At 36.3% G+C, this 19,257-nt stretch carries 18 protein-coding genes; 6 read left to right on the top strand and 12 right to left on the bottom strand.

Annotated elements, in window-relative coordinates; genetic code table 11:
- Positions 1-62: 62 nt before the first annotated feature.
- The 4 genes from ABVM53_RS11930 to ABVM53_RS11915 all read right to left on the bottom strand — a co-directional run bounded on the left by ABVM53_RS11930 (position 63) and on the right by ABVM53_RS11915 (position 3,552).
- Positions 63-1,811, bottom strand: a complete 1,749-nt coding sequence (locus tag ABVM53_RS11930; protein ID WP_405326289.1) for a hypothetical protein — start codon at positions 1,809-1,811, stop codon at positions 63-65.
- Positions 1,786-2,382: a hypothetical protein gene (locus ABVM53_RS11925; protein WP_405326287.1), complete on the bottom strand. Its 597-nt coding sequence runs from the start codon at positions 2,380-2,382 to the stop codon at positions 1,786-1,788. The genes ABVM53_RS11930 and ABVM53_RS11925 overlap by 26 nt, the downstream gene beginning before the upstream one ends.
- Entirely contained in the window at positions 2,366-2,857 is a 492-nt protein-coding gene (locus ABVM53_RS11920) for an RNA polymerase sigma factor (RefSeq protein WP_128758510.1), read from the bottom strand. The genes ABVM53_RS11925 and ABVM53_RS11920 overlap by 17 nt, the downstream gene beginning before the upstream one ends.
- Before the next feature lie 269 nt (positions 2,858-3,126).
- Positions 3,127-3,552, bottom strand: coding sequence for an organic hydroperoxide resistance protein (locus ABVM53_RS11915; protein ID WP_371456077.1), 426 nt, complete (start codon positions 3,550-3,552; stop codon positions 3,127-3,129).
- A 174-nt stretch (positions 3,553-3,726) separates the two neighbouring features.
- Between ABVM53_RS11915 and meaB the strand changes: the two genes are divergently transcribed.
- On the top strand, positions 3,727-4,773 hold the full coding sequence (gene meaB / locus ABVM53_RS11910) for a methylmalonyl Co-A mutase-associated GTPase MeaB (protein WP_405326285.1): 1,047 nt from the start codon (positions 3,727-3,729) through the stop codon (positions 4,771-4,773).
- A gap of 8 nt (positions 4,774-4,781) precedes the next feature.
- On the opposite strand, the gene ABVM53_RS11905 is transcribed toward meaB, so the two are convergent.
- Genes ABVM53_RS11905 through ABVM53_RS11890 form a run of 4 tightly spaced genes read right to left on the bottom strand, consistent with a single transcriptional unit; the run spans position 4,782 to position 6,799 of the window.
- The gene (locus ABVM53_RS11905; RefSeq protein WP_371456075.1) at positions 4,782-5,048 is read right to left on the bottom strand and encodes a hypothetical protein; all 267 of its coding nucleotides are present in this window, start codon (positions 5,046-5,048) and stop codon (positions 4,782-4,784) included.
- Between the two features lie 4 nt (positions 5,049-5,052).
- The gene (locus ABVM53_RS11900; RefSeq protein ID WP_405326282.1) at positions 5,053-5,997 is read right to left on the bottom strand and encodes an NAD-dependent epimerase/dehydratase family protein; all 945 of its coding nucleotides are present in this window, start codon (positions 5,995-5,997) and stop codon (positions 5,053-5,055) included.
- Between the two features lies 1 nt (position 5,998).
- Complete coding sequence (locus tag ABVM53_RS11895) at positions 5,999-6,568, bottom strand: phosphatase PAP2 family protein (RefSeq protein ID WP_405326280.1); 570 nt, start codon at positions 6,566-6,568, stop codon at positions 5,999-6,001.
- A complete protein-coding gene (locus tag ABVM53_RS11890) occupies positions 6,569-6,799 on the bottom strand; it encodes a hypothetical protein (protein ID WP_128758430.1) in 231 nt (76 codons plus the stop codon). It abuts the gene before it with no gap.
- 212 nt (positions 6,800-7,011) lie between these two features.
- Here ABVM53_RS11890 and ABVM53_RS11885 point away from each other — a divergent pair, with 212 nt between their 5' ends.
- Entirely contained in the window at positions 7,012-8,457 is a 1,446-nt protein-coding gene (locus tag ABVM53_RS11885) for a sodium:solute symporter (protein ID WP_405326278.1), read from the top strand.
- Here the strand turns inward: ABVM53_RS11885 and ABVM53_RS11880 are convergent.
- A complete protein-coding gene (locus tag ABVM53_RS11880; protein ID WP_405326276.1) occupies positions 8,428-8,793 on the bottom strand; it encodes a CoA-binding protein in 366 nt (121 codons plus the stop codon). The two genes, ABVM53_RS11885 and ABVM53_RS11880, sit on opposite strands and share 30 nt — an antisense overlap.
- 308 nt (positions 8,794-9,101) lie before the next feature.
- On the opposite strand from ABVM53_RS11880, the gene ABVM53_RS11875 reads away from it, so the two are divergent.
- Positions 9,102-11,546, top strand: a complete 2,445-nt coding sequence (locus tag ABVM53_RS11875) for a TonB-dependent receptor domain-containing protein (protein ID WP_405326274.1) — start codon at positions 9,102-9,104, stop codon at positions 11,544-11,546.
- 177 nt (positions 11,547-11,723) lie between these two features.
- On the opposite strand, the gene ytxJ is transcribed toward ABVM53_RS11875, so the two are convergent.
- Positions 11,724-12,116: a bacillithiol system redox-active protein YtxJ gene (gene ytxJ / locus ABVM53_RS11870; protein WP_371456069.1), complete on the bottom strand. Its 393-nt coding sequence runs from the start codon at positions 12,114-12,116 to the stop codon at positions 11,724-11,726.
- A 273-nt stretch (positions 12,117-12,389) separates the two neighbouring features.
- Here ytxJ and clpB point away from each other — a divergent pair, with 273 nt between their 5' ends.
- Together clpB and ABVM53_RS11860 are read left to right on the top strand one after the other, a co-directional pair.
- Positions 12,390-14,993, top strand: a complete 2,604-nt coding sequence (clpB, locus tag ABVM53_RS11865) for an ATP-dependent chaperone ClpB (RefSeq protein ID WP_405326272.1) — start codon at positions 12,390-12,392, stop codon at positions 14,991-14,993.
- Between the two features lie 694 nt (positions 14,994-15,687).
- Complete coding sequence (locus tag ABVM53_RS11860; RefSeq protein WP_405326270.1) at positions 15,688-16,251, top strand: REP-associated tyrosine transposase; 564 nt, start codon at positions 15,688-15,690, stop codon at positions 16,249-16,251.
- Between the two features lie 318 nt (positions 16,252-16,569).
- Here ABVM53_RS11860 and ABVM53_RS11855 read toward each other — a convergent pair whose 3' ends face one another.
- Positions 16,570-17,460, bottom strand: a complete 891-nt coding sequence (locus ABVM53_RS11855) for a LysR substrate-binding domain-containing protein (RefSeq protein ID WP_405326268.1) — start codon at positions 17,458-17,460, stop codon at positions 16,570-16,572.
- 111 nt (positions 17,461-17,571) lie between these two features.
- Here ABVM53_RS11855 and ABVM53_RS11850 point away from each other — a divergent pair, with 111 nt between their 5' ends.
- A complete protein-coding gene (locus ABVM53_RS11850; RefSeq protein WP_405326266.1) occupies positions 17,572-18,195 on the top strand; it encodes a LysE family translocator in 624 nt (207 codons plus the stop codon).
- A gap of 65 nt (positions 18,196-18,260) precedes the next feature.
- Here the strand turns inward: ABVM53_RS11850 and ABVM53_RS11845 are convergent, their stop codons facing one another.
- Positions 18,261-19,169 (bottom strand): LysR family transcriptional regulator, encoded by a 909-nt coding sequence (locus tag ABVM53_RS11845; RefSeq protein ID WP_405326264.1) that lies wholly within the window; start codon positions 19,167-19,169, stop codon positions 18,261-18,263.
- Positions 19,170-19,257: the final 88 nt, after the last annotated feature.

The following is a 19,257-nucleotide window of genomic DNA, read 5'->3' as shown; positions in this document are numbered from 1 at the left end:
AATTAAAAGCATAAAAAAAGTCCATTCTGGCAGGAACGGACTTTTCAACAATTAACTTAAAACTAATTTAAAACTATATCACTAAATTTTGACGAAATAGCAATTATACTATCGGTGTTTCTGGATTTATAAAACCCATTTACCATACTACTATTATAACCTTCCATCACTTTTGCATCAATACTTTTTGGATAATTCAACCTACTACGTACACCATTAAAATTAAAATGAAATGGGGTCTCTGGTAGATTAAGAACTACATCACTATTCTCTACACTTATATTTAGAGTCTTGAAGTTTTTACCCAATTTTGGGATTGAAAGTTCTCCAAAACTTCCTGTAATCACGGCAGCATCTTGTAATTCTTTTATAACAATACTACTTGCTCTAGAATTTATATTTATACTGTTGGCCTTATCTATCACACATTTCTTTGTATAACTGGCTTGGAGTGTGCCGTAATCCCAAGTTGCAATATCCACTGGACTATACGCTACGTTTATAAAAGTTTTATCTCCCGAAATCTTATTGGCTATAAAATCACCATGAGAAAGATTAACCTTTGCATTTGTTGCTTCTGCTATATTTATGTTACCGTGCCTTACGGTCAAATCTAGTTTTGCAGCATTAGGCATATGTACAATTATTTTGCGCTTGTACGACGCTCTTGGTTTTGCGTTATTTGCAACAGTATTTCCAGAATAGCTATAAGTCATTTGAGTACTCACGTTACCATTTGCATCACGGGTCACAGTTTTTTTAAGATTTCCGCCTTGCTCTTCAGCCATTTGCTCTAATTTTTTCGCAAAATTATCACTCCAACCTTCCATAGCTTTACCTATGTTTTGTCCTAGAGCAGCCATATCACTTTCTAAAGCCTTACTGAAGTTAGCCCCTAAAGCTTCTGAGGATCCACCAAATTGCTTACCAAAACGCTCTCCCCAGGCTTGCATATCTTTATTAAAATCTGCTCCCCACGCTTCCATGTCCGAGCGCCATTTATCGGTTTGAGCAACACTCACATTAGTACCGTACTTTTTATTTATAGCAGCGAGGTATCCTTTTTTATCCCGTTTGTATGCATCAGCATCGAAAGACAATTGCTTACCAAAAGGTGACTTAGGCATTCCTAGTAAACTACTTCCTGCCACACCCTGTCCCGCAGCAACCTTTTTCTGATTGTTCCGTTCCCACTTTTTCATTACAGCATCAAAATCTTCGCCAAAGTTAGCTTCGATTTTCTTTTTGTATTGTTCCAGATATTTCTCACCATCCCGTTTGTAGGCATTGTAATCAAAGGAGATATTCTTCATCCCTTTAGAATATTCAACAGGTAATTGCATACCAGAAAACTGCTCCAGCATAGGACTCAACATATTATCCATACCTGAGCGCTGCATCATTTGCATTGATGAGGCTATAAGATCATTTACGCTACGCATTTGACCATCCCCGGGAGCCAGATTAATTGCCGCCGGTGCCCCTCTACTCACAATCTGTACTACATTGCTATTACCCTTTACACTTACTTGCCAACCTTTGAGTAATTGCTTAATCTCTTCTTTAGAGATATTTTCACCTTCAATAACAGCTTCTACCGCAACTTCATTCTTATTCCAGTTCTCAAAAACGATATCTGCATATTGCGTATCTGCAAGAATTGCTACTTGAGACCCGGTTGTAAAACGTTCATTAAGTTTATTCTCTTTGGTTTGTGCCTGCATAAGTGAGACAGATCCCACTGTAAATGCAAAAACCCATAAACGAACAGTTAATCTCATGGTGTTATATAGTGTTGGTTTTAATCTCATTAAATTGAGATTCTTGTAATTCATTCAATTTTTCTTTCAATTTTAAAAGAAGATCTAGTCTAAACTGTAAATTATCTACGAGAGCTTGTATGTTTTGATTATTAACACCCGCTTCTACCAGATCTTCATTAAGACGATCATACTCTTGATTTAATTCTTCAAGCTGTCCCATAAAAGCATCTACTACAGCTTTGTTATCGTCTGTAACATTTAATTGTGCAAGCTCCATATGTATGCTAGCCAGATAACGATCTTCTATCTGCTTATACTCTGGAGAAAAATCACTTAACTGTACCTTTGCGGTAGTTGTACTAGCAATAGTATTTGCATCAGTAGGCTGTTGTGGAGTTGTTGCACTAAAAGGATTATTAAGTAATAATCCGGTAACAGCTATAAGTACTACCAGCACTGCAGCAATCTTCATCCATAAATAACCTTCGGCTTTAGCTTTTGCCTGAGTACCAAAGTTCTCATCGAGTCTTGCGTTAAAACGAGCCTCGTGATTGGGCTTTAACCCTTCAGTAGGAACACTTAAATCATTTTTAAGAAGCTCTCTAATATCCTGTGCCATGATATTTTGTTTTTAATTTTTCTTGTAATTTCTTTTTTCCGCGGTGTACCAGTGTGCGTGATGCTACCTCGGTAATTTCTAATATTTCTGATATTTCCTGGTGGTCATAGCCTTCTATTAAAAAAAGCATAACCGCATAGCGATAACGCTCAGGTAAATCTTCAATAGCTTCTTTAATTTGATCTACCGTGATACCGTCTTCAACAGTCCAGTCTGTATCTTCGTCAACTTTACCTAATACTTGTTCATTCATTTCAACAAGCTCCAGCTTTTTAGCCTTCAGCATATCTATGCTTTTGTTGATCACAATACGTTTTAGCCAAGCTCCAAAAGTCACCTCACCATTGTATTGATGCATTTTTGTAAACGCTTTAACAAAACCTTCTTGCATCGCTTCTTCAGCTTCAAAAGAGTTTTTTAAAAACCGAAACGCCACGTAGTACATTCCCTGGCTGTATTTATTATACAACTGCATTTGTGCACGCCTGTCGTTTTGTTTACATCGTTCAAGTATTTCGGTAATTTGCAAAATGATGGTTTGGTTAGTTGCTAATTCCTTTTCTAAAGACGAACCGTTTTCGCCTGCGTTGCAAAATTCTGATTAAATAATTTAGTACTTCCTGTAAACGCTTTTTATTTGGCATAAAATCTGTTAGCGCCAAGCATTTCGACTTTTAAACAAGTTTATCGCATAAAAAAACCCGCTTTCAGCGGGTTTTTTTCTTAATTCATATTCTAATCACATTACTCGTCTAAAAGTAAATTTAGTGTAACATCAATATTATCCATTGTTGCACGTGAATAAGGGCACACTTCGTGAGCTTCATTCACAAGCTCCTCTCCTTGTTCTACGTCAACTGTAGGTAAGTAACAATCAAGCACTACTGCAAGCTGAAACATATCTTCTTCATTTTTACCTATTTTCACTGTTGCTGTAACTGTATAAGCACCAAGATCTACCTTCTTCTCACGAGCAACGTGTGCTAATGCACTACCAAAACAAGCCGAATAACCTGCTGCAAAAAGTTGCTCCGGGTTTGTACCCTCGCCTCCACCGCCACCAAGTCCTTTAGGTACAGAGAGGTTAAAATCTAATGTTCCGTCGTCTGATGAAACGTGACTGTCGCGACCACCAGTGGCAGTTGCTTTTGCTTTATATAAAGCTTTCATATCTAGAAATTTTCAATGATTAAGTGTTCAAGATACCAATACATATTGCAGGAATCAACCCCAACTTCCTAAAGATTTCACAAAAAGTATTTAACTTTTTAATACCATACTACTCATCTTAAGTAACGGAGTTTGCGTAGAAACTTTAAATTTGTTGATTACACCTTTTGAGCTATGCCTAAAAATTCAAATAGTATAGATGAACAAGCGGCCAGACATATTATTGCAAAGCGCAAAAATATTCCTGATGCACAAACTCTTATTTCAAAGATTTGTGAAGGCAATACCACAGCACTGAGTCAGAGTATTACCCTTGCCGAGAGTACAGCAGCTCGTCATCAACTAGTAGCTCAAGAAATACTTACGGGTTGTTTACCCTACGCAAATAAATCGCTCCGCATAGGAATTACCGGGGTCCCCGGGGTTGGTAAAAGTACTTTTATTGAGGCGCTAGGAAAGTATCTCATCTCATTAGATAAAAAAATTGCAGTGCTTGCAATTGATCCTAGTAGTAGTATAAGTCACGGTAGTATACTGGGGGACAAAACTCGTATGAACGATCTTTCTACAAATTCACAAGCATTTATACGGCCTTCAGCAGCTGGAGATTCATTAGGTGGAGTTGCCCGAAAAACAAAAGAAGCTATAATTTTATGTGAAGCGGCAGGTTATGAGATTATTCTAATCGAAACTGTGGGCGTAGGACAAAGCGAAACAGCAGTGCACGCTATGACCGATTTTTTTCTTCTTCTGAAATTAGCAGGAGCCGGTGATGAGCTACAGGGTATTAAACGCGGAATTATGGAAATGGCCGATCTCCTTGTAATTAATAAAGCTGATGGCGAAAATAAAACCGCTGCTCAATTTGCAGCAAGCGCTTTTACTAAAGCTTTGCATCTTTATCCCGTGAAAGAAAGTGAATGGTCACCAGTTGTAAAACGTTGCAGTGCTATAAACAATGAAGGTATTTCTGAAATCTGGGAGAGCATTTCGGCCTATTGCGCTCTTGTAAATAGTAATGGCTACTTTGAAAACAACCGAAAGAAACAAAATGCATATTGGTTAAAAACTACTATAGAAAATACCCTGAAAGATACGTTCTACTCAGATCCTCAAATCAAGGATGCATTATCTCAGCTACTTGCTGCGCTAAATAAAGGGAAAACAACACCGTTTCAAGCGGCTCAAGAACTCCTCAAGAAACACAATTCTAAAAACTAATATTTAGACTACTTTGATTTGAGGAGGTGATACTTCTTTTCGTTTGCACGAAATTTAAAATAGGCTACAACAATACCCAATATTAAACCGAAAAGACCATATTGTAAAAAGACTTCTAGATCAAAAATTTCACTAGAAAAATAGTTTACTACCAGTTTATAAGTTACAGTTATAAGAACAATTTGAAGAATGATACCCAGATAAAACTGAAGCTTGGCTGCTCTCTTTACAGACCAGGACTTTACAAATTCTTTTTCTTTATCGCTTAACATCATAATTTTAGTCTACAAATTCTTTACGATACCATTCGATTTGTTTGCCCAGACCTTCTTTTAATGTGGTAGTCGGATTGTAGTTAAGAAGTTTTCGGGCTTTATTAATATTTGCTTTTGTAAACATCTGGTCGCCACCTCGCTTTGCCACAATCTCTTTACGTATTTTAGTATCAAGAATCTCTTCTACAATTGCCATTCCCTCTCCAGTAGTATGTTCTTGTTCGGTACCTAAGTTTATTACTTCTCCATCAACGATATCTTCTTTACCTATAACGCTTACTACTCCATCAATAATATCATCTACAAATGTGAAGCTACGCACGTGAGCCTCACTACCATCAAATAATGGAAACTCCTGGTGAAAAAATCCGCAACCTATAAGTTTTGTATATAATTTCTCTGGGCGCTCTCGTGGTCCATATACCGAAAATAACCGCAAAGAACAGGATTTTAATTTATGAGCTCGTGCTTTTGCTAGTACCAGTTGTTCTGCTGCTAATTTTGTAACACCGTATAAAGATGCCGGTTCTGGTGCAGCATCTTCTGTTAATGTTGCTCTAAGCCCGTAAATAGAAGAAGTTGATATATTTGTAAATAATTTTAAATCCTTACAAGAGAGCGCAAAATCCATTAGATTTTTTGTCGCCACAAGGTTATTCATTAAATAATCTTCAAACGTAGAAGTAGCAGCTATTCCTGGCTGCGCAGCAAAATGAAAAATATAATTAAAATCTGTAGGAATTTTTTTGAAGTCTTCGGGTTTTCTCAAATCGATAATCTCGATAGGAATACCCACTTTTTCCAAACTTTTTGCATTTCGGTTTTTAAGATCTGGACTGTAGTATGGTGAGAAGTTATCGATACCTATAACTTCAAAATTCATCGCTTTTAAGCGCTCGGCACAATGAGATCCTATAAAACCGGCAGCTCCGGTAACTAATGCTTTCATATTAATTTTCTTTAAAAATTTTGGCATAGCCAAAACGGTGCAGATACAACATTATCAATCCTATAACACCTCCAATTAGCATCCCGGTTAAGACATCTCCGGGATAGTGAACACCTATATAAATTCGGCTATAACCTACCATAATCGCCCATATAAGAAGTACTGGAAGTAACCATTTGTGCCTAGATTTTAACAAGAAGCCTACAAATAATGCTAAGCCCATCGAACTTGCAGCGTGAGCAGAAAAATATCCAAAACTTCCGCATCGAACAGCTATAAAACGTGCTTGCTCCATTACTCCTTCTTGACGACAAGGACGCGGCCGTTCAAAACCGTGTTTAAAGACATTTGCAAGTTGGTCTGTAGCAGTAATTAATAATGCGACAGTTACGAGCGTGTATAGCGTTCCTTTTAATCCAAACTTCTTATAAATAAGAATAAGTAAGAAAAAGTATAATGGAATACTGTACCACTTATTAGTAATAAATAACCAGAAAGGATCCCAAGTCTCTGATCCCAAATTATTGAGAAAGAGATAAACATCGTGATCCAATTGCTGTAACTCGTTCATTTATTCTTCTTCGTATCGTGCAACTTCACGGTCGTAAAACTCAGTAGCTTTTGTAATTAAACCTTCTGCTTCTGTAGAAAGTTCTTCTTCATCATTTTCATCAAAATCTTCAAACCACTCCACATCATCAGTTTTTAAATCAATGACAAAGCGCGGAAAATCTGTATGAATTACAAATATTGATTCAGGATAATCTGTGTTATCTCCTAATATAAACTTGGGAAGTTCCATAATTTCAATGTATTAATTTCAACTACTAGCCTTAAAAAGGACTACTAAAGAAACTAGAATTAGTAATAAAATGAAAAAAAACCAGTAACAGCTTCTTTTAATTTTGCGCAAAGGTAAGTTTACTTTGTAAATTTTTAAGATTATGACAAATGAAGTTTTATACCTTATATTCGTTCTCCAAAATTACATACCGAAAAAAGTACTTCTAAGTTATGCAACCCACTACCATACTCCTACTTATTGCTGGCTATTTTATAACCCTAATGTTAGTTTCCTATTTTACAGGAAAAGGAGGTTCAAATGATGATTTTTTCAAAGCAAGCAAACAGTCTCCCTGGTATTTAGTTGCTTTTGGGATGATAGGAGCTTCACTATCTGGGGTAACTTTTATTTCTGTTCCGGGATGGGTAGAAGCTTCGCAGTTTAGTTATTTTCAAGTAGTTCTGGGTTATACACTGGGTTATGCAGTTATTGGCCTGGTCCTATTGCCACTTTATTATAGACTCAACCTAACATCAATTTATGCATATCTCGGTGGTCGCTTTGGTATAAATTCGTATAAAACCGGGGCATCTTTTTTTCTGCTTAGTCGGGTTGTAGGCGCTAGTTTTAGGCTATATCTAGTCGCAAACGTATTACAGCTGCTGGTTTTTGATAGTATGAATGTCCCGTTCTGGGTAACGGTAACCATAACAATTTTACTCATCTGGTTGTACACATTTAAAAGTGGTATTAAAACAATTGTATGGACAGATACGCTGCAAACTCTATTTATGCTTACAGCACTTGGTGTTGCGATTTACTTTTTGTCTTCAGATTTAGGATTATCACCTACCGGTCTTTTTAATTTTATTGCTGAAAGCGATATGTCTCAAATATTCTTTTTTGAGGATTGGAAGAGTAAAGACTTTTTCTTTAAGCAGTTTATAAGTGGTGCTTTTATTGCAATTGTAATGACAGGTCTGGATCAAGATATGATGCAAAAAAACCTCACCTGCAGAACCTTAAAAGATGCTCAAAAAAATATGTTTTGGTTTACGATGGTGCTTACAGTTGTGAACCTTGTGTTTTTAGCATTAGGAGTTTTGCTCACAGTTTATGCTCGTAACAATGGTATAGAAGCTTCTAGAGATGATCTATTTCCGTTTATTGCAACGCAAAGCGGATTAGGATTTGGTATTGCAATTTGTTTTATATTAGGTCTTATTGCAGCTGCCTATTCTAGTGCAGATAGTGCACTTACCGCGCTTACGACATCTTTTAGTATCGATATTTTAGATATTGAAAACAAATACACCGAAGCAAAACAAATAGCAATACGTAAAAAAATACACATCGCTGCCTCCCTAGCGATAATCCTAGTTATAATAGGCTTTAAATACATCATTGCCGACGAGAGTGTGATTGCAAAACTCTTTGTTTTTGCAGGGTACACCTACGGCCCTTTATTAGGTTTATACGCCTTCGGATTATTTACAAACTGGAATGTGCGAGATAAAATAGTACCGGCAATATGTGTGGCAGCACCCATACTTGCTTACGTTATTAGCGAATTTACACTTACCTACCTTAACTTTGAATTTGGCTTCTTTATTTTAATTTTAAATGGACTACTTACTTTTTTAGGATTAGTAAGTATTCGTACTCAAAAGAACTAGTGTACACGCATTATCAATTTCAATATTTGCTTGCTTTAAAAGCTTATATAATTCAGGATTCTCTGTACCCGGATTAAAGATGATACGCTTAGGCTGTAATTGTATAAGATACTCGTAATATGGTTTTTGATTTTGAGCATTGAGATAAAGTGTTACGGTATCTACATCCTCATAATCAGGAAATCCAGTATCTATAGTTACACCTGCAACTTCACCTCCCCGTAAGCCAATAGCAACTACAGGTTGTCTCTTTTGCACTAGGCGATTTATAGCCATATAAGAATAGCGTATAGGTTTGAGAGATGCTCCTAGAACCAGCGTTTTTTTTGTTGTCATAAATCAAAGTTAAATGATTACTTCTTCTGTAACAATACCTTTTTTAATTGGTCTATAAGTTAGAAGTCGACTTCAAAAGTTTGAATGCTTATTAATTAGTTTTGATGGTTAGTGTTAGTTTTAACATTCAAACTTGAAAACCCGGGATTTAGCGATTCCGGGTTTTCTTTTTTTAAAATATTTTACGTTTTACTGTAACAGATCTCAATCACGTTCGTCTATTAATAAACCGCTAATCACGGGGTACGTTGTTTTAACTAGTATGTTATGCAAAGTATTATGTAATTATCAATCAAAATCGAACAGTTATGAAATCTAGCCATTGGCTTTTAAGCCTATTTGTGTTATGCATTAGCACGATCGCATTTGCCCAACCTAAACCAGAACCTCCAATCACCGGTAGCGTGAGTGGTAAGGTAATGGACGCAGAACTTAATCAACCTATCCCCTACGCCACCATAATTATAAGTAAAGGTACCGAAGTGGTAACAGGCGGTATTACAAATGACCTTGGTGTATTTGAAATCTCAAAAATACCTGAAGGAATTTATACATTGAAAATTCAATTTATAGGCTACGAGAATTCCCAGCGAGATCTTATAATCGATCGCGACCACCGTAATAATAACATGGGAACAATTATGCTGAGCGCAGTTATGGCAGAGCTCGATGCGGTGAATATTGTAGCCGAGCGCACTACCATTGAACAAAAAATAGATCGCAAAGTAATTAATGTAGGTAAGGATCTAACCACTGCAGGAGCCAGCGCTGCAGATATAATGAATAATATTCCTTCTGTAAATCTCGATCAGCAGTCTGGTGCTCTTTCTCTACGCGGAAACAGTAATGTACAGGTAATGGTTGACGGAAAACTATCAAACATTCCGGCAGATCAATTACTTAAACAATTGCCATCTAGCTCAATCAAAAAAATAGAATTAATTACAAATCCTTCAGCAAAATATAACCCTGATGGAATGAGCGGAATCATAAATATTGTACTGCATAAAAATGTCAATGTTGGATTTAATGGAGATGTTAGTGCAGGTTTGTCTTACGAGAAGAATGCACAATTTAATAGCGGATTAAATCTTAATTACCGCAATGGTAAATTCAATTTATACAGTAATTACAGTAATAATATAGGTAAGAGTGCTAATTACGGTACCATTTTTCGTGAAGACGATAATTCTACCCAATACTTTGATATGCTTAATGATCGCGATTCGCACTTGCTTAAGTTGGGTCTGGACATTTACCTAAATGATAAAAATACCCTATCTGTATTTACATCTCAAAACAGTTTTAAAGGAAAGCCTTCAGGAAATATCAATATCATCTATGATGGTGATACTTCACGGAATGTGATGCAGGATTTTGGTGCAGAAGCAGATAATTATTCTGCTCAATATAATGTAGATTATAAAATAGATTTTGAAAAAGAGGGTCACAACCTCGAGTTTGAAGCAGATTACAATAGTTTCAAAGAAGATGAAAACACCTTTTTTAACTTTATGGGTGCTACTCCACTTTCAGATTATGTAGACTTTGTAGATACAGATCGTGATCGCACCACTTTAAATCTTGATTATGTGAATCCGCTTTCTGACTCAGAAAAGCTAGAATTAGGTGCTCAAGCTATCCTTTTTAATACAGATATAGATTATAGTAGTACCGGGCAATCATTTAATGCCAGTGGTAATCTTGCTCCTACACCAGATGCCCGTTTTGAATACAGCAGAGATATTTATTCGGCTTATGTAACCTATGGTAAGAATTATGAGAAATGGTCATACCAGGCTGGAGTTCGTGCTGAACAAGTTAAAGTAGCAGCAGACACAAACACCGTACGTGCTTTTACTAATGAGTATTTTGAGCTCTACCCTTCTGCGTATGTGACTTTTAATCCTTCAGAAAAAAATCAATATCAAGTAAGCTACAGTCGTCGTATAGATCGCCCGGGGGTAGGACAGGTTAATCCTATAAGAGAATGGAGTTCGCCTTTAATCACAGAATATGGTAATGTATATCTTACACCTCAGTTTACAAATTCTGTTGAAGCAAATTATACGCGCAGCTTAAAGAAGGGCAGTTTTACAGCAGGAGTATTTTATCGAATTATCGAAGATGAGATCAATCAGGCAATTTTTGTAGATCGGTTTAATTTAGATCGGGTTGTACTCACACACGATAATTTTGATACGACCACGGCATACGGTTTTGAGTTAAGTACAAACTATAAACCATTTGACTGGTGGAGCATTAATGCGAGTTTTGATCTGTATAGTCAGTCACAAAGTGGAATTACGGAGAGTCTAGATCCTACAATCGAGAATCCTACTGCTACAGACATTATACAAGTTAAACGTGAGATCGATAACACCATTTACAACGCACGTATAACCAATAATTTTACAGCTACTAAGAAACTTACCTTAACCGCCTTTGCTTTATACAGAGGACCTAACGAAGGAATTCAATTTAAAGGCAAGTCCATGTTTATGACGAATGTGGGTGCGCGTTACACCATATTTGACGGTAAAGGAACTGTGAGTCTTAACTACAATGATATTTTTAATACGATGAAAGCTCGCTTTACAAGTGAGAATCCTTATCTGGTGGAAGGGCAATTTAACTGGGAAAGTAATACCGTTTATGTAGGATTTAATTACCGTTTTGGAGATAGTAAGTACAGAGCCAAGCGTAGAAAAAACAGAGATGACAATGAAATAGACGGCGGCGGAATGTTTTAATCACGAGTTTAAAAGAGTTCATAAATGTTGCTTCATAGCAACAACTCCTATTAAAATATCTGGTTTTTCTGTTTTCGTTTATATGAATTAGCCTTCTACTTACTCAAACAGCAGTAAATTAATAGGAATAAAAAACCCGGAGCAGAGCTCCGGGTTTTTGCTTTAATTCTACTTCCATTAAATCTTCTGCTTTAAAATAGCAGCATCAATGTCACTATGCGAAGTATGATATACCGCGATACCGTTTTTTATAAGCAATACCTGCGGACTCTCATGACGTACATTAAATTTCTCTGCTATCGCCTGACTTATATCACGGTGTTGTTTTAAATCTAAAAAATACGGCTCTATCTCCTTTTTATCGTAATCGTAATTTTTCTCAAAGCCACGTAAAGCCATACGACTAATTCCGCATGTTGTACTGTGTTTAAAAATTAATACTGGTACTGCATTAGAAACCTCAGCAATTTCATCTAACTGCTCTAAACGCTCTAGCTGTATCCAGTTAACCTCTTTTATCTCTTCTTTAGCAATATCACTTGCACTTTTAAATTTATCAAAAAAACCCATGGTCGTGTAACTTTTAAAATTTATTAACGCCTGTTTTCTATAGGCTAGCGTAAATTTAAGTAAATCGTATGGTCTTTAGTATTAAGGAAATCAAAATACATAGTGAGACAAAAAGACAGTCTAAACCCGCATGAATAGTGACAATACGTCGGTTTTAACATATGGTATATAAATTGCCAATGCTAAGACAACTAGCATGTTTAAGATCCCGATCACATCTTAAATAACTTAAATTAATTCTAATCCCGCTCGTCGGGCTTAATATAAAAAACGATGAACTTTAATAACTTTACTATTAAATCCCAGGAGGCCATACAGCAAGCACAAGCACTTGCTCAAGGTTATGGTCATCAACAAATAGAAAATGAGCACATTTTTAAAGCTATTTTAGAAGTAGATGAAAATGTGACTCCTTTTCTCTTACAAAAATTAGATGTCAACCTAAATCTGCTTAAGCAGATTTTAGAAAGCACACTTACAAGTTTCCCAAAAGTTACAGGTGGTGAGATTGTACTTTCACGAGATGCTGCGCGTAGCGTAACAGAAGCCGGTAATATTGCTAAAAATATGAAAGATGAGTATGTCTCACTCGAACATTTAATTTTAGCTATATTTAAATCAAGCAGCAAAATAGGTCAGATATTAAAAGACCAGGGCGTTACCGAAAAACACCTTAAGGCTGCAATAGAAGAACTTCGTAAAGGGGAGCGTGTGACCTCTCAGAGCGCAGAAGAAACCTACAATTCGCTAAGCAAATATGCTAAGAATTTAAATCAACTTGCGCGTGACGGTAAGCTCGATCCGGTAATAGGTCGTGACGAGGAAATACGCAGAATCTTGCAAATTTTATCTCGTAGAACAAAAAACAACCCAATCCTCGTAGGGGAACCGGGAACCGGAAAAACTGCAATCGCTGAAGGACTTGCGCATCGTATAATTGATGGTGATGTACCTGAAAATTTGCAGGAAAAACAAATCTGGGCTCTCGATATGGGCGCTCTAATTGCCGGTGCAAAGTATAAAGGTGAGTTTGAAGAACGACTTAAAGCTGTAATCAAAGAAGTTACAGAAAGTGCAGGTGATATTGTACTTTTTATAGATGAAATTCACACACTTGTAGGTGCCGGTGGTGGCCAGGGTGCGATGGATGCAGCAAATATCTTAAAACCTGCTCTTGCACGCGGTGAATTACGTGCCATAGGTGCAACAACATTAGATGAGTATCAGAAATATTTTGAAAAGGATAAAGCATTAGAACGTCGTTTTCAGAAGGTAAGCGTTATGGAACCAGATACCGAATCTGCAATTTCCATTTTACGTGGGATTAAAGAAAAGTACGAGACACACCACAAAGTGCGTATAAAAGATAATGCGATTATCGCAGCTGTGGAGCTTTCGCAACGCTATATTACAAACCGTTTTTTACCAGATAAGGCGATTGACCTAATGGATGAAGCGGCTTCAAAAATGCGTATGGAAATTAATTCCAAACCCGAAGAGCTCGATGTTCTAGACCGTAAGATAATGCAACTCGAGATAGAAATTGAAGCTATAAAGCGAGAAAAAGACGAGAGCAAACTTAAATCACTACATGCCGACCTGGCTAACATAAAGGAAGAACGTAATGAGATAAATGCCAAGTGGAAAAGTGAGAAAGATGTTGTTGACAATATTCAGAATGCAAAACAGGATATAGAAAACTTTAAGCTTGAAGCGGAGCGTGCTGAACGAGAAGGTAATTATGGTTTAGTTGCAGAATTGCGCTACGGAAAGATTAAAGAAGCACAAGAAGAACTCGAAAAGCTGCAAATCGCATTAGCAAATCAAGGAGAAAATACACTGATTAAAGAAGAAGTTACCAGTGAAGATATCGCCGAGGTGGTTGCAAAATGGACTGGAATACCGGTTACTAAAATGCTGCAAAGCGAGCGTGAGAAATTGTTGCATCTTGAAGGCGAACTACACAAGCGTGTGGTGGGACAACAGGAAGCAATAATTGCAGTGAGTGATGCGGTACGTAGAAGCCGCGCCGGATTACAGGATCAAAAGCGCCCTATTGGTTCGTTTCTGTTTTTAGGTACGACTGGTGTAGGTAAAACCGAACTTGCAAAAGCACTTGCTGAATATCTATTTGATGATGAGAATAACCTTACTCGTATAGATATGAGTGAATATCAGGAGCGACACAGTGTAAGCCGTCTGGTAGGTGCACCTCCGGGATATGTAGGTTACGACGAAGGTGGGCAGCTAACTGAAGCCGTACGTCGCAAACCCTACAGTGTAATATTACTTGATGAGATTGAAAAAGCACATCCAGACACCTTTAATATTCTATTGCAGGTGCTAGATGAAGGGCGCCTAACAGATAATAAAGGCCGTCTTGCCGACTTTAAAAACACCATTATCATTATGACCTCAAATATGGGAAGTCATATCATTCAGGAAAAATTTGAATCTATTAAAGATCCTCAGACCGCGATGGAAGGTGCTAAAGTTGAAGTGTTGGGTATGCTTAAGCAAACCATACGGCCAGAGTTTATAAACCGTATTGACGATATTGTTATGTTTACACCACTTACGCGAAAAGATATCGAAAAGGTTGTAGGCTTGCAGCTTAAAGGAGTAACTAGAATGCTCAACAAACAGGGGATTACATTAGATGCTACAACTGAAGCAATTGCACATCTTGCAGACAAAGGCTTCCAACCAGAATTTGGAGCAAGACCTGTTAAGCGTACAATACAAAAAGAAGTACTTAATAAGCTTTCTAAAGAAATCTTAGGAGGTAATATAACAACCGATAGCATCATCTTGCTGGATGCTTTTGATGACGAACTCGTTTTTCGTAATCAAAATGATCTGGTAAGCGGCTCCTGAAGAGAACTGGTTATCGAATAAATTTAAAAGGCGATTCTTTAAAAAGGGTCGCTTTTTTTGTGTTTATTTTTCACCGTATACAGAATCCATATTACCGCACGATTGCATCGTGTGGCAATTAATAAAGTAAAAAATAAAATTTAATAGCTCAGTATTTAAGACATATAAAGAACTGGGCTCCTATACGCGCGATACAATCGCGCGCGAGCAGAAACTATATATTATAATTATCTGCAGATCTTGTTACCCCTTGCTACCGCACGATTGCATCGTGTGGCAATTAATAAAGTAAAAAATAAAATTTATTAGCTCAGTATTTAAGACATATAAAGAACTGAGCTCCTATACGCGCGATACAATCTCGCGCGAGCAGAACTATATACTATAATTACCTACAGATCTTGTTACCCCTTGCTACCGGTAATTAATACAAAATAAAAAATCACACTATATAAGCTATCTATTATTGTTAACAAGAACTAGTACATATAAGCGCGATATAATCGCGTGACAATTAGTAAATTAAAAAGTAATATCTTAACTGCACATTTTACAAAGCTCTGGAACTTATACCTGTGATATAATAGCGCGCATAGAAACTATATAATGATTTCCGGCTGCTCTTGTTACCGTAAAATTGCATCGTGCGGAGAACAGCACAAATCACGATAGAACTAATTGACTTAAGCTAAAGATGAGCAGAAATTATAAATTTCATAACCCAGAGGGTTTATACTTTGTAAGTTTTGCAGTAATTGAGTGGCTAGATGTTTTCACCGAAACAATTTATAATAATATCTTATTAGATAGTTTAAGCTACTGCCAAACCCATAAGGGAATGGAAATTATAGCATGGTGCATTATGACTAATCACATTCATTTAATATTTAGAAGTATTAAAGGGGAAAAACCAGAGCAGCTGTTGGGTGATTTCAAAAGGTTTACAAGTAAAGCAGTGGTAAAAACCATTCAAATAAACCCTACAGAAAGTAGAAAAGAATTTTTACTAGAGCATTTTAAAAATGCTGCTGAAAAATCATCTAATGTCAAGTACTACCAATTTTGGAGGCATGATAATAAACCAATAGAACTTTGGAGCAATAAAGTGATTTGGCAAAAAATAGAATACATTCACAATAACCCAGTAAAAGCAGGTATGGTTTCTAGACCGGAGGATTATAAATATAGTAGCGCTATAGATTATGCTGGAGAAGAAGGATTATTGAAAGACATTTTAGTATTTAAATATTATGGATGATTAGTAACACTTCATTATCCGCGCGATACAATCGCTCAATAACAATAATTAGGATATATTATCTCTGCAGTCACTTGTTTCCGCACGATTGTATCGTGTGGCAGTAATAAACTAAAAAGTAATACTCATATCTTAGTATCTGGCATATAAAATTCGTGTGCTTATACGCGCGATACAATCGCGTGCGAGCAGAGACTATATTATAATTACCTACAGCTCTTGTTACCACTTGTTGCCGCACAATTGCATCGTGTGGTAATTAGTTTAAAATCAAAAACAATTAAACTAACTAATCCTACACTTAAATAAAATAACAAACTACAATAACCTAGAATACAGCATGGCAGTCTCTTTGCCGCATTCTACCACCCGTTCAATTGCTTTGTTAAGTTCGTTTTTTCTCCAGTTCATAAATAGACCTATTTCTTCATCTAGTTCGATAAACCGTACATTTTCAGCTTTTGCGTAACTAAAGGACGACGGTAGGATAGTAATCCCTAATCCTTTAGACACCAGACTTAAAATCATACCACCAAAGTCTGATTCTATAAGCACCTGAGGTTCAAAATCGTAATTGTGAAATAAATTGCGAAGAAAAGAAGCAAAAAAAGTTTTTTGATGCAAACCTGAAAGTATAAATCGCTCATTCTGCAAATCCTTGAGACTCACAAAATTCTCTTGTGTCAACCAATGCGCTTTAGGCACAATCAGACAAACCGGCTCTGCATATAGTTGATAGGTTTCAATAGAACTGTTTTCAATACGATCTCGACCAAAGGCAATGTCTGCTTTGTAATCGAGCAGTAATTTCTCGTGATTCTCATCGGTGGGTTCGGTGAGTTCTATTTTGAGATTAGGTAATTTACTATTGAGATTATCCAAAAATAGAGGTAAAAATTTGAAAGCTATAGAACCGGGATAGGTTATAGATACACCACCAGCTTCTCCTTCACTAATTTTTTTTGCCTGACTTTGTATATGATCTAATTCCCTCACTTTTACACGCCATTGCTTTTGAAGAAATTTACCGGCATCAGTAAGTTTTACATTGCGCTTATCCCGCTTTAGCAATTTTATACCTAGCTCTTCTTCAAGAGCCTGCATATGCCTACTTAGTGAAGATTGTGAGATAAAAACCCGCTCAGCAGTTCTCCAAAAATGAAGCTCTTCTGCAAGGACTAGAAAGTACCTTATCTTTTGTAAATCCATAGTAATGCATTTTTTGCATTAGTCTATCAAAATTAAGTATTTGTTGCTGATTTATTGGTGCTTTCCTTTGCATATATAAAAAACGAATGTTGATCTATAAAAATTAGGATTATGGGTATTGTAAACTATCTTACGTTTTTAATTACAGCTTCCATCTTTGTAATTATACCAGGGTTGGACACACTTTTCGTATTGAATAAATCGGTGATTTCTGGGAAACGCAGCGGCATTAAAGCTTCGTTAGGAGTAAACACCGGAGTGCTAACGCACACCTTGTTTGCAGCGTTAGGTCTATCTGTATTAATTGCACAATCTGAATTAATCTTTACAGCTGTTAAATACCTAGGTGCTAGTAATTTAATATTTACAGGAATTAAAAGTCTTAGAAAACCCGTTACCTTTTCCGAAAATTTACCGACAGAAAATCCAAATTCTAAACGTAAAAGTGATTTCTGGTCAGGATTTTTAACTAACTCATTAAATCCAAAAGTGGCTTTGTTTTTTATGGCTTTCTTTCCGCAGTTTGTAACTCCAGAGCAGCTTTCTAGTCCGTTGCCATTTATAATTCTTGGAGTTACTTATGCACTTATAGGTGTTGTATGGTACCTCCTACTTTCAGTATTTGCCGGCAATTTTTCGCAGAAAATAAAAGAAAACCCCAATGTAAGTTTATGGATTAATCGCGTGAGTGGTTTACTGTTTATTTTGATGGGAATACAAATAGCCTTTACTTAAATGTAAAGGCTATTTCCCAAATTAAAATTAGTCTTTTAGTGGTTTTGACCAATTGTATTCTGAGCTCAAATGCTTTTCATTTTAGATTTAAAAATCTCCTGAATAACCGCTAATTCTTTTTTAAATTTTAAATCGGTTCTGGAAGCAAAGTATAATGTGTTTTCAGTTTTTTTGGTTCCTTCCCATACTACTTTAATTTCTTCATTATTTATGGCATCTTCACATAAAAAGTCAGGCACAATAGCGAGTCCGTCTTTATTACTGATGCTCCGTATGATTGAAGTTATACTTGGCAATATATAGTTAGGCTTAAAGGAGGCATTCTTTTTGAAATTATCATACCAGAATCTTCTAAAATGCTCCATCTCATTAGAAGAACTGTACCAACTATAGCTCTGAAGAACCTCTTCAAGTCCTTTTAAATCTTGACTTCTTAAAAGACTTTCAATGGGTTTAGTATCAGTTTTACTTCCTGCGATAAGAATAATTTTTTCTTTTGAAAACGCTGTGTAGGTTACCGGAGATTTTTTATCAATTTGTTCGTTAGGAGTTATAACGAGGTCAAGAATTCCGTTGTTTAGATCTTTAATAAGATCTGTATGCGCACCAAATCTCGCTACCAGATCAAAATCTAGGGTAGCTAGTTCTGGCTCAATAATAAGTTGAAAGGTTTCTGAACACATACCTATGTTCAAAGAAGGATTTTTCTCTTGTGTTGTTTTTTTAAAATGTTGTTCTGCCGTTTCAAGCTTACTCAGTGATTCTTGTATAAACTCGTACAAAAATTTTGCTTCTTCCGTAGGTATCATTTTACGAGAAGTACGCTCAAATAATTTTTTTCCTATGTAAGACTCTAAAGCATTTAAGTGGACACTTACACCTGGTTGCGACGAATATAGTGCCACAGAAGCCTTTGTAAGGGTGCCGTGATCATAAATTGCTTTAAAGGTTCTATACCACTCTAAATTAACCATACTATTAATATTATTATACAAAGGTATGAATTGTATTATTTTATAAATACTTGATCACTTCTTAATTTTGGCTTGTACAAAATACGAG

It is taken from the genome of Leeuwenhoekiella sp. LLG6367-2.1 (assembly GCF_045055775.1).
Lineage (GTDB): Bacteria > Bacteroidota > Bacteroidia > Flavobacteriales > Flavobacteriaceae > Leeuwenhoekiella > Leeuwenhoekiella aequorea.
The sequence above is the reverse complement of the archived record's forward strand: the minus strand, read 5'-3'. Positions and strand labels throughout refer to the sequence as shown.

Coding starts and splice junctions, on each gene's coding strand:
- ABVM53_RS11900 (WP_405326282.1), bottom strand. CDS start 5,997: ATGAAAGCATTAGTTACCGGAGCTGCCGGTTTTATAGGATCTCATTGT.
- ABVM53_RS11890 (WP_128758430.1), bottom strand. CDS start 6,799: ATGGAACTTCCCAAGTTTATATTAGGAGATAACACAGATTATCCTGAA.
- ABVM53_RS11860 (WP_405326270.1), top strand. CDS start 15,688: ATGAGCAGAAATTATAAATTTCATAACCCAGAGGGTTTATACTTTGTA.
- ABVM53_RS11855 (WP_405326268.1), bottom strand. CDS start 17,460: ATGGATTTACAAAAGATAAGGTACTTTCTAGTCCTTGCAGAAGAGCTT.
- meaB (WP_405326285.1), top strand. CDS start 3,727: ATGCCTAAAAATTCAAATAGTATAGATGAACAAGCGGCCAGACATATT.
- ABVM53_RS11850 (WP_405326266.1), top strand. CDS start 17,572: ATGGGTATTGTAAACTATCTTACGTTTTTAATTACAGCTTCCATCTTT.
- ABVM53_RS11875 (WP_405326274.1), top strand. CDS start 9,102: ATGAAATCTAGCCATTGGCTTTTAAGCCTATTTGTGTTATGCATTAGC.
- ABVM53_RS11905 (WP_371456075.1), bottom strand. CDS start 5,048: ATGATGTTAAGCGATAAAGAAAAAGAATTTGTAAAGTCCTGGTCTGTA.
- ABVM53_RS11885 (WP_405326278.1), top strand. CDS start 7,012: ATGCAACCCACTACCATACTCCTACTTATTGCTGGCTATTTTATAACC.
- ABVM53_RS11920 (WP_128758510.1), bottom strand. CDS start 2,857: ATGCAGTTGTATAATAAATACAGCCAGGGAATGTACTACGTGGCGTTT.
- ABVM53_RS11845 (WP_405326264.1), bottom strand. CDS start 19,169: ATGGTTAATTTAGAGTGGTATAGAACCTTTAAAGCAATTTATGATCAC.
- ABVM53_RS11925 (WP_405326287.1), bottom strand. CDS start 2,382: ATGGCACAGGATATTAGAGAGCTTCTTAAAAATGATTTAAGTGTTCCT.
- clpB (WP_405326272.1), top strand. CDS start 12,390: ATGAACTTTAATAACTTTACTATTAAATCCCAGGAGGCCATACAGCAA.
- ABVM53_RS11895 (WP_405326280.1), bottom strand. CDS start 6,568: ATGAACGAGTTACAGCAATTGGATCACGATGTTTATCTCTTTCTCAAT.
- ytxJ (WP_371456069.1), bottom strand. CDS start 12,116: ATGGGTTTTTTTGATAAATTTAAAAGTGCAAGTGATATTGCTAAAGAA.
- ABVM53_RS11880 (WP_405326276.1), bottom strand. CDS start 8,793: ATGACAACAAAAAAAACGCTGGTTCTAGGAGCATCTCTCAAACCTATA.
- ABVM53_RS11915 (WP_371456077.1), bottom strand. CDS start 3,552: ATGAAAGCTTTATATAAAGCAAAAGCAACTGCCACTGGTGGTCGCGAC.
- ABVM53_RS11930 (WP_405326289.1), bottom strand. CDS start 1,811: ATGAGATTAAAACCAACACTATATAACACCATGAGATTAACTGTTCGT.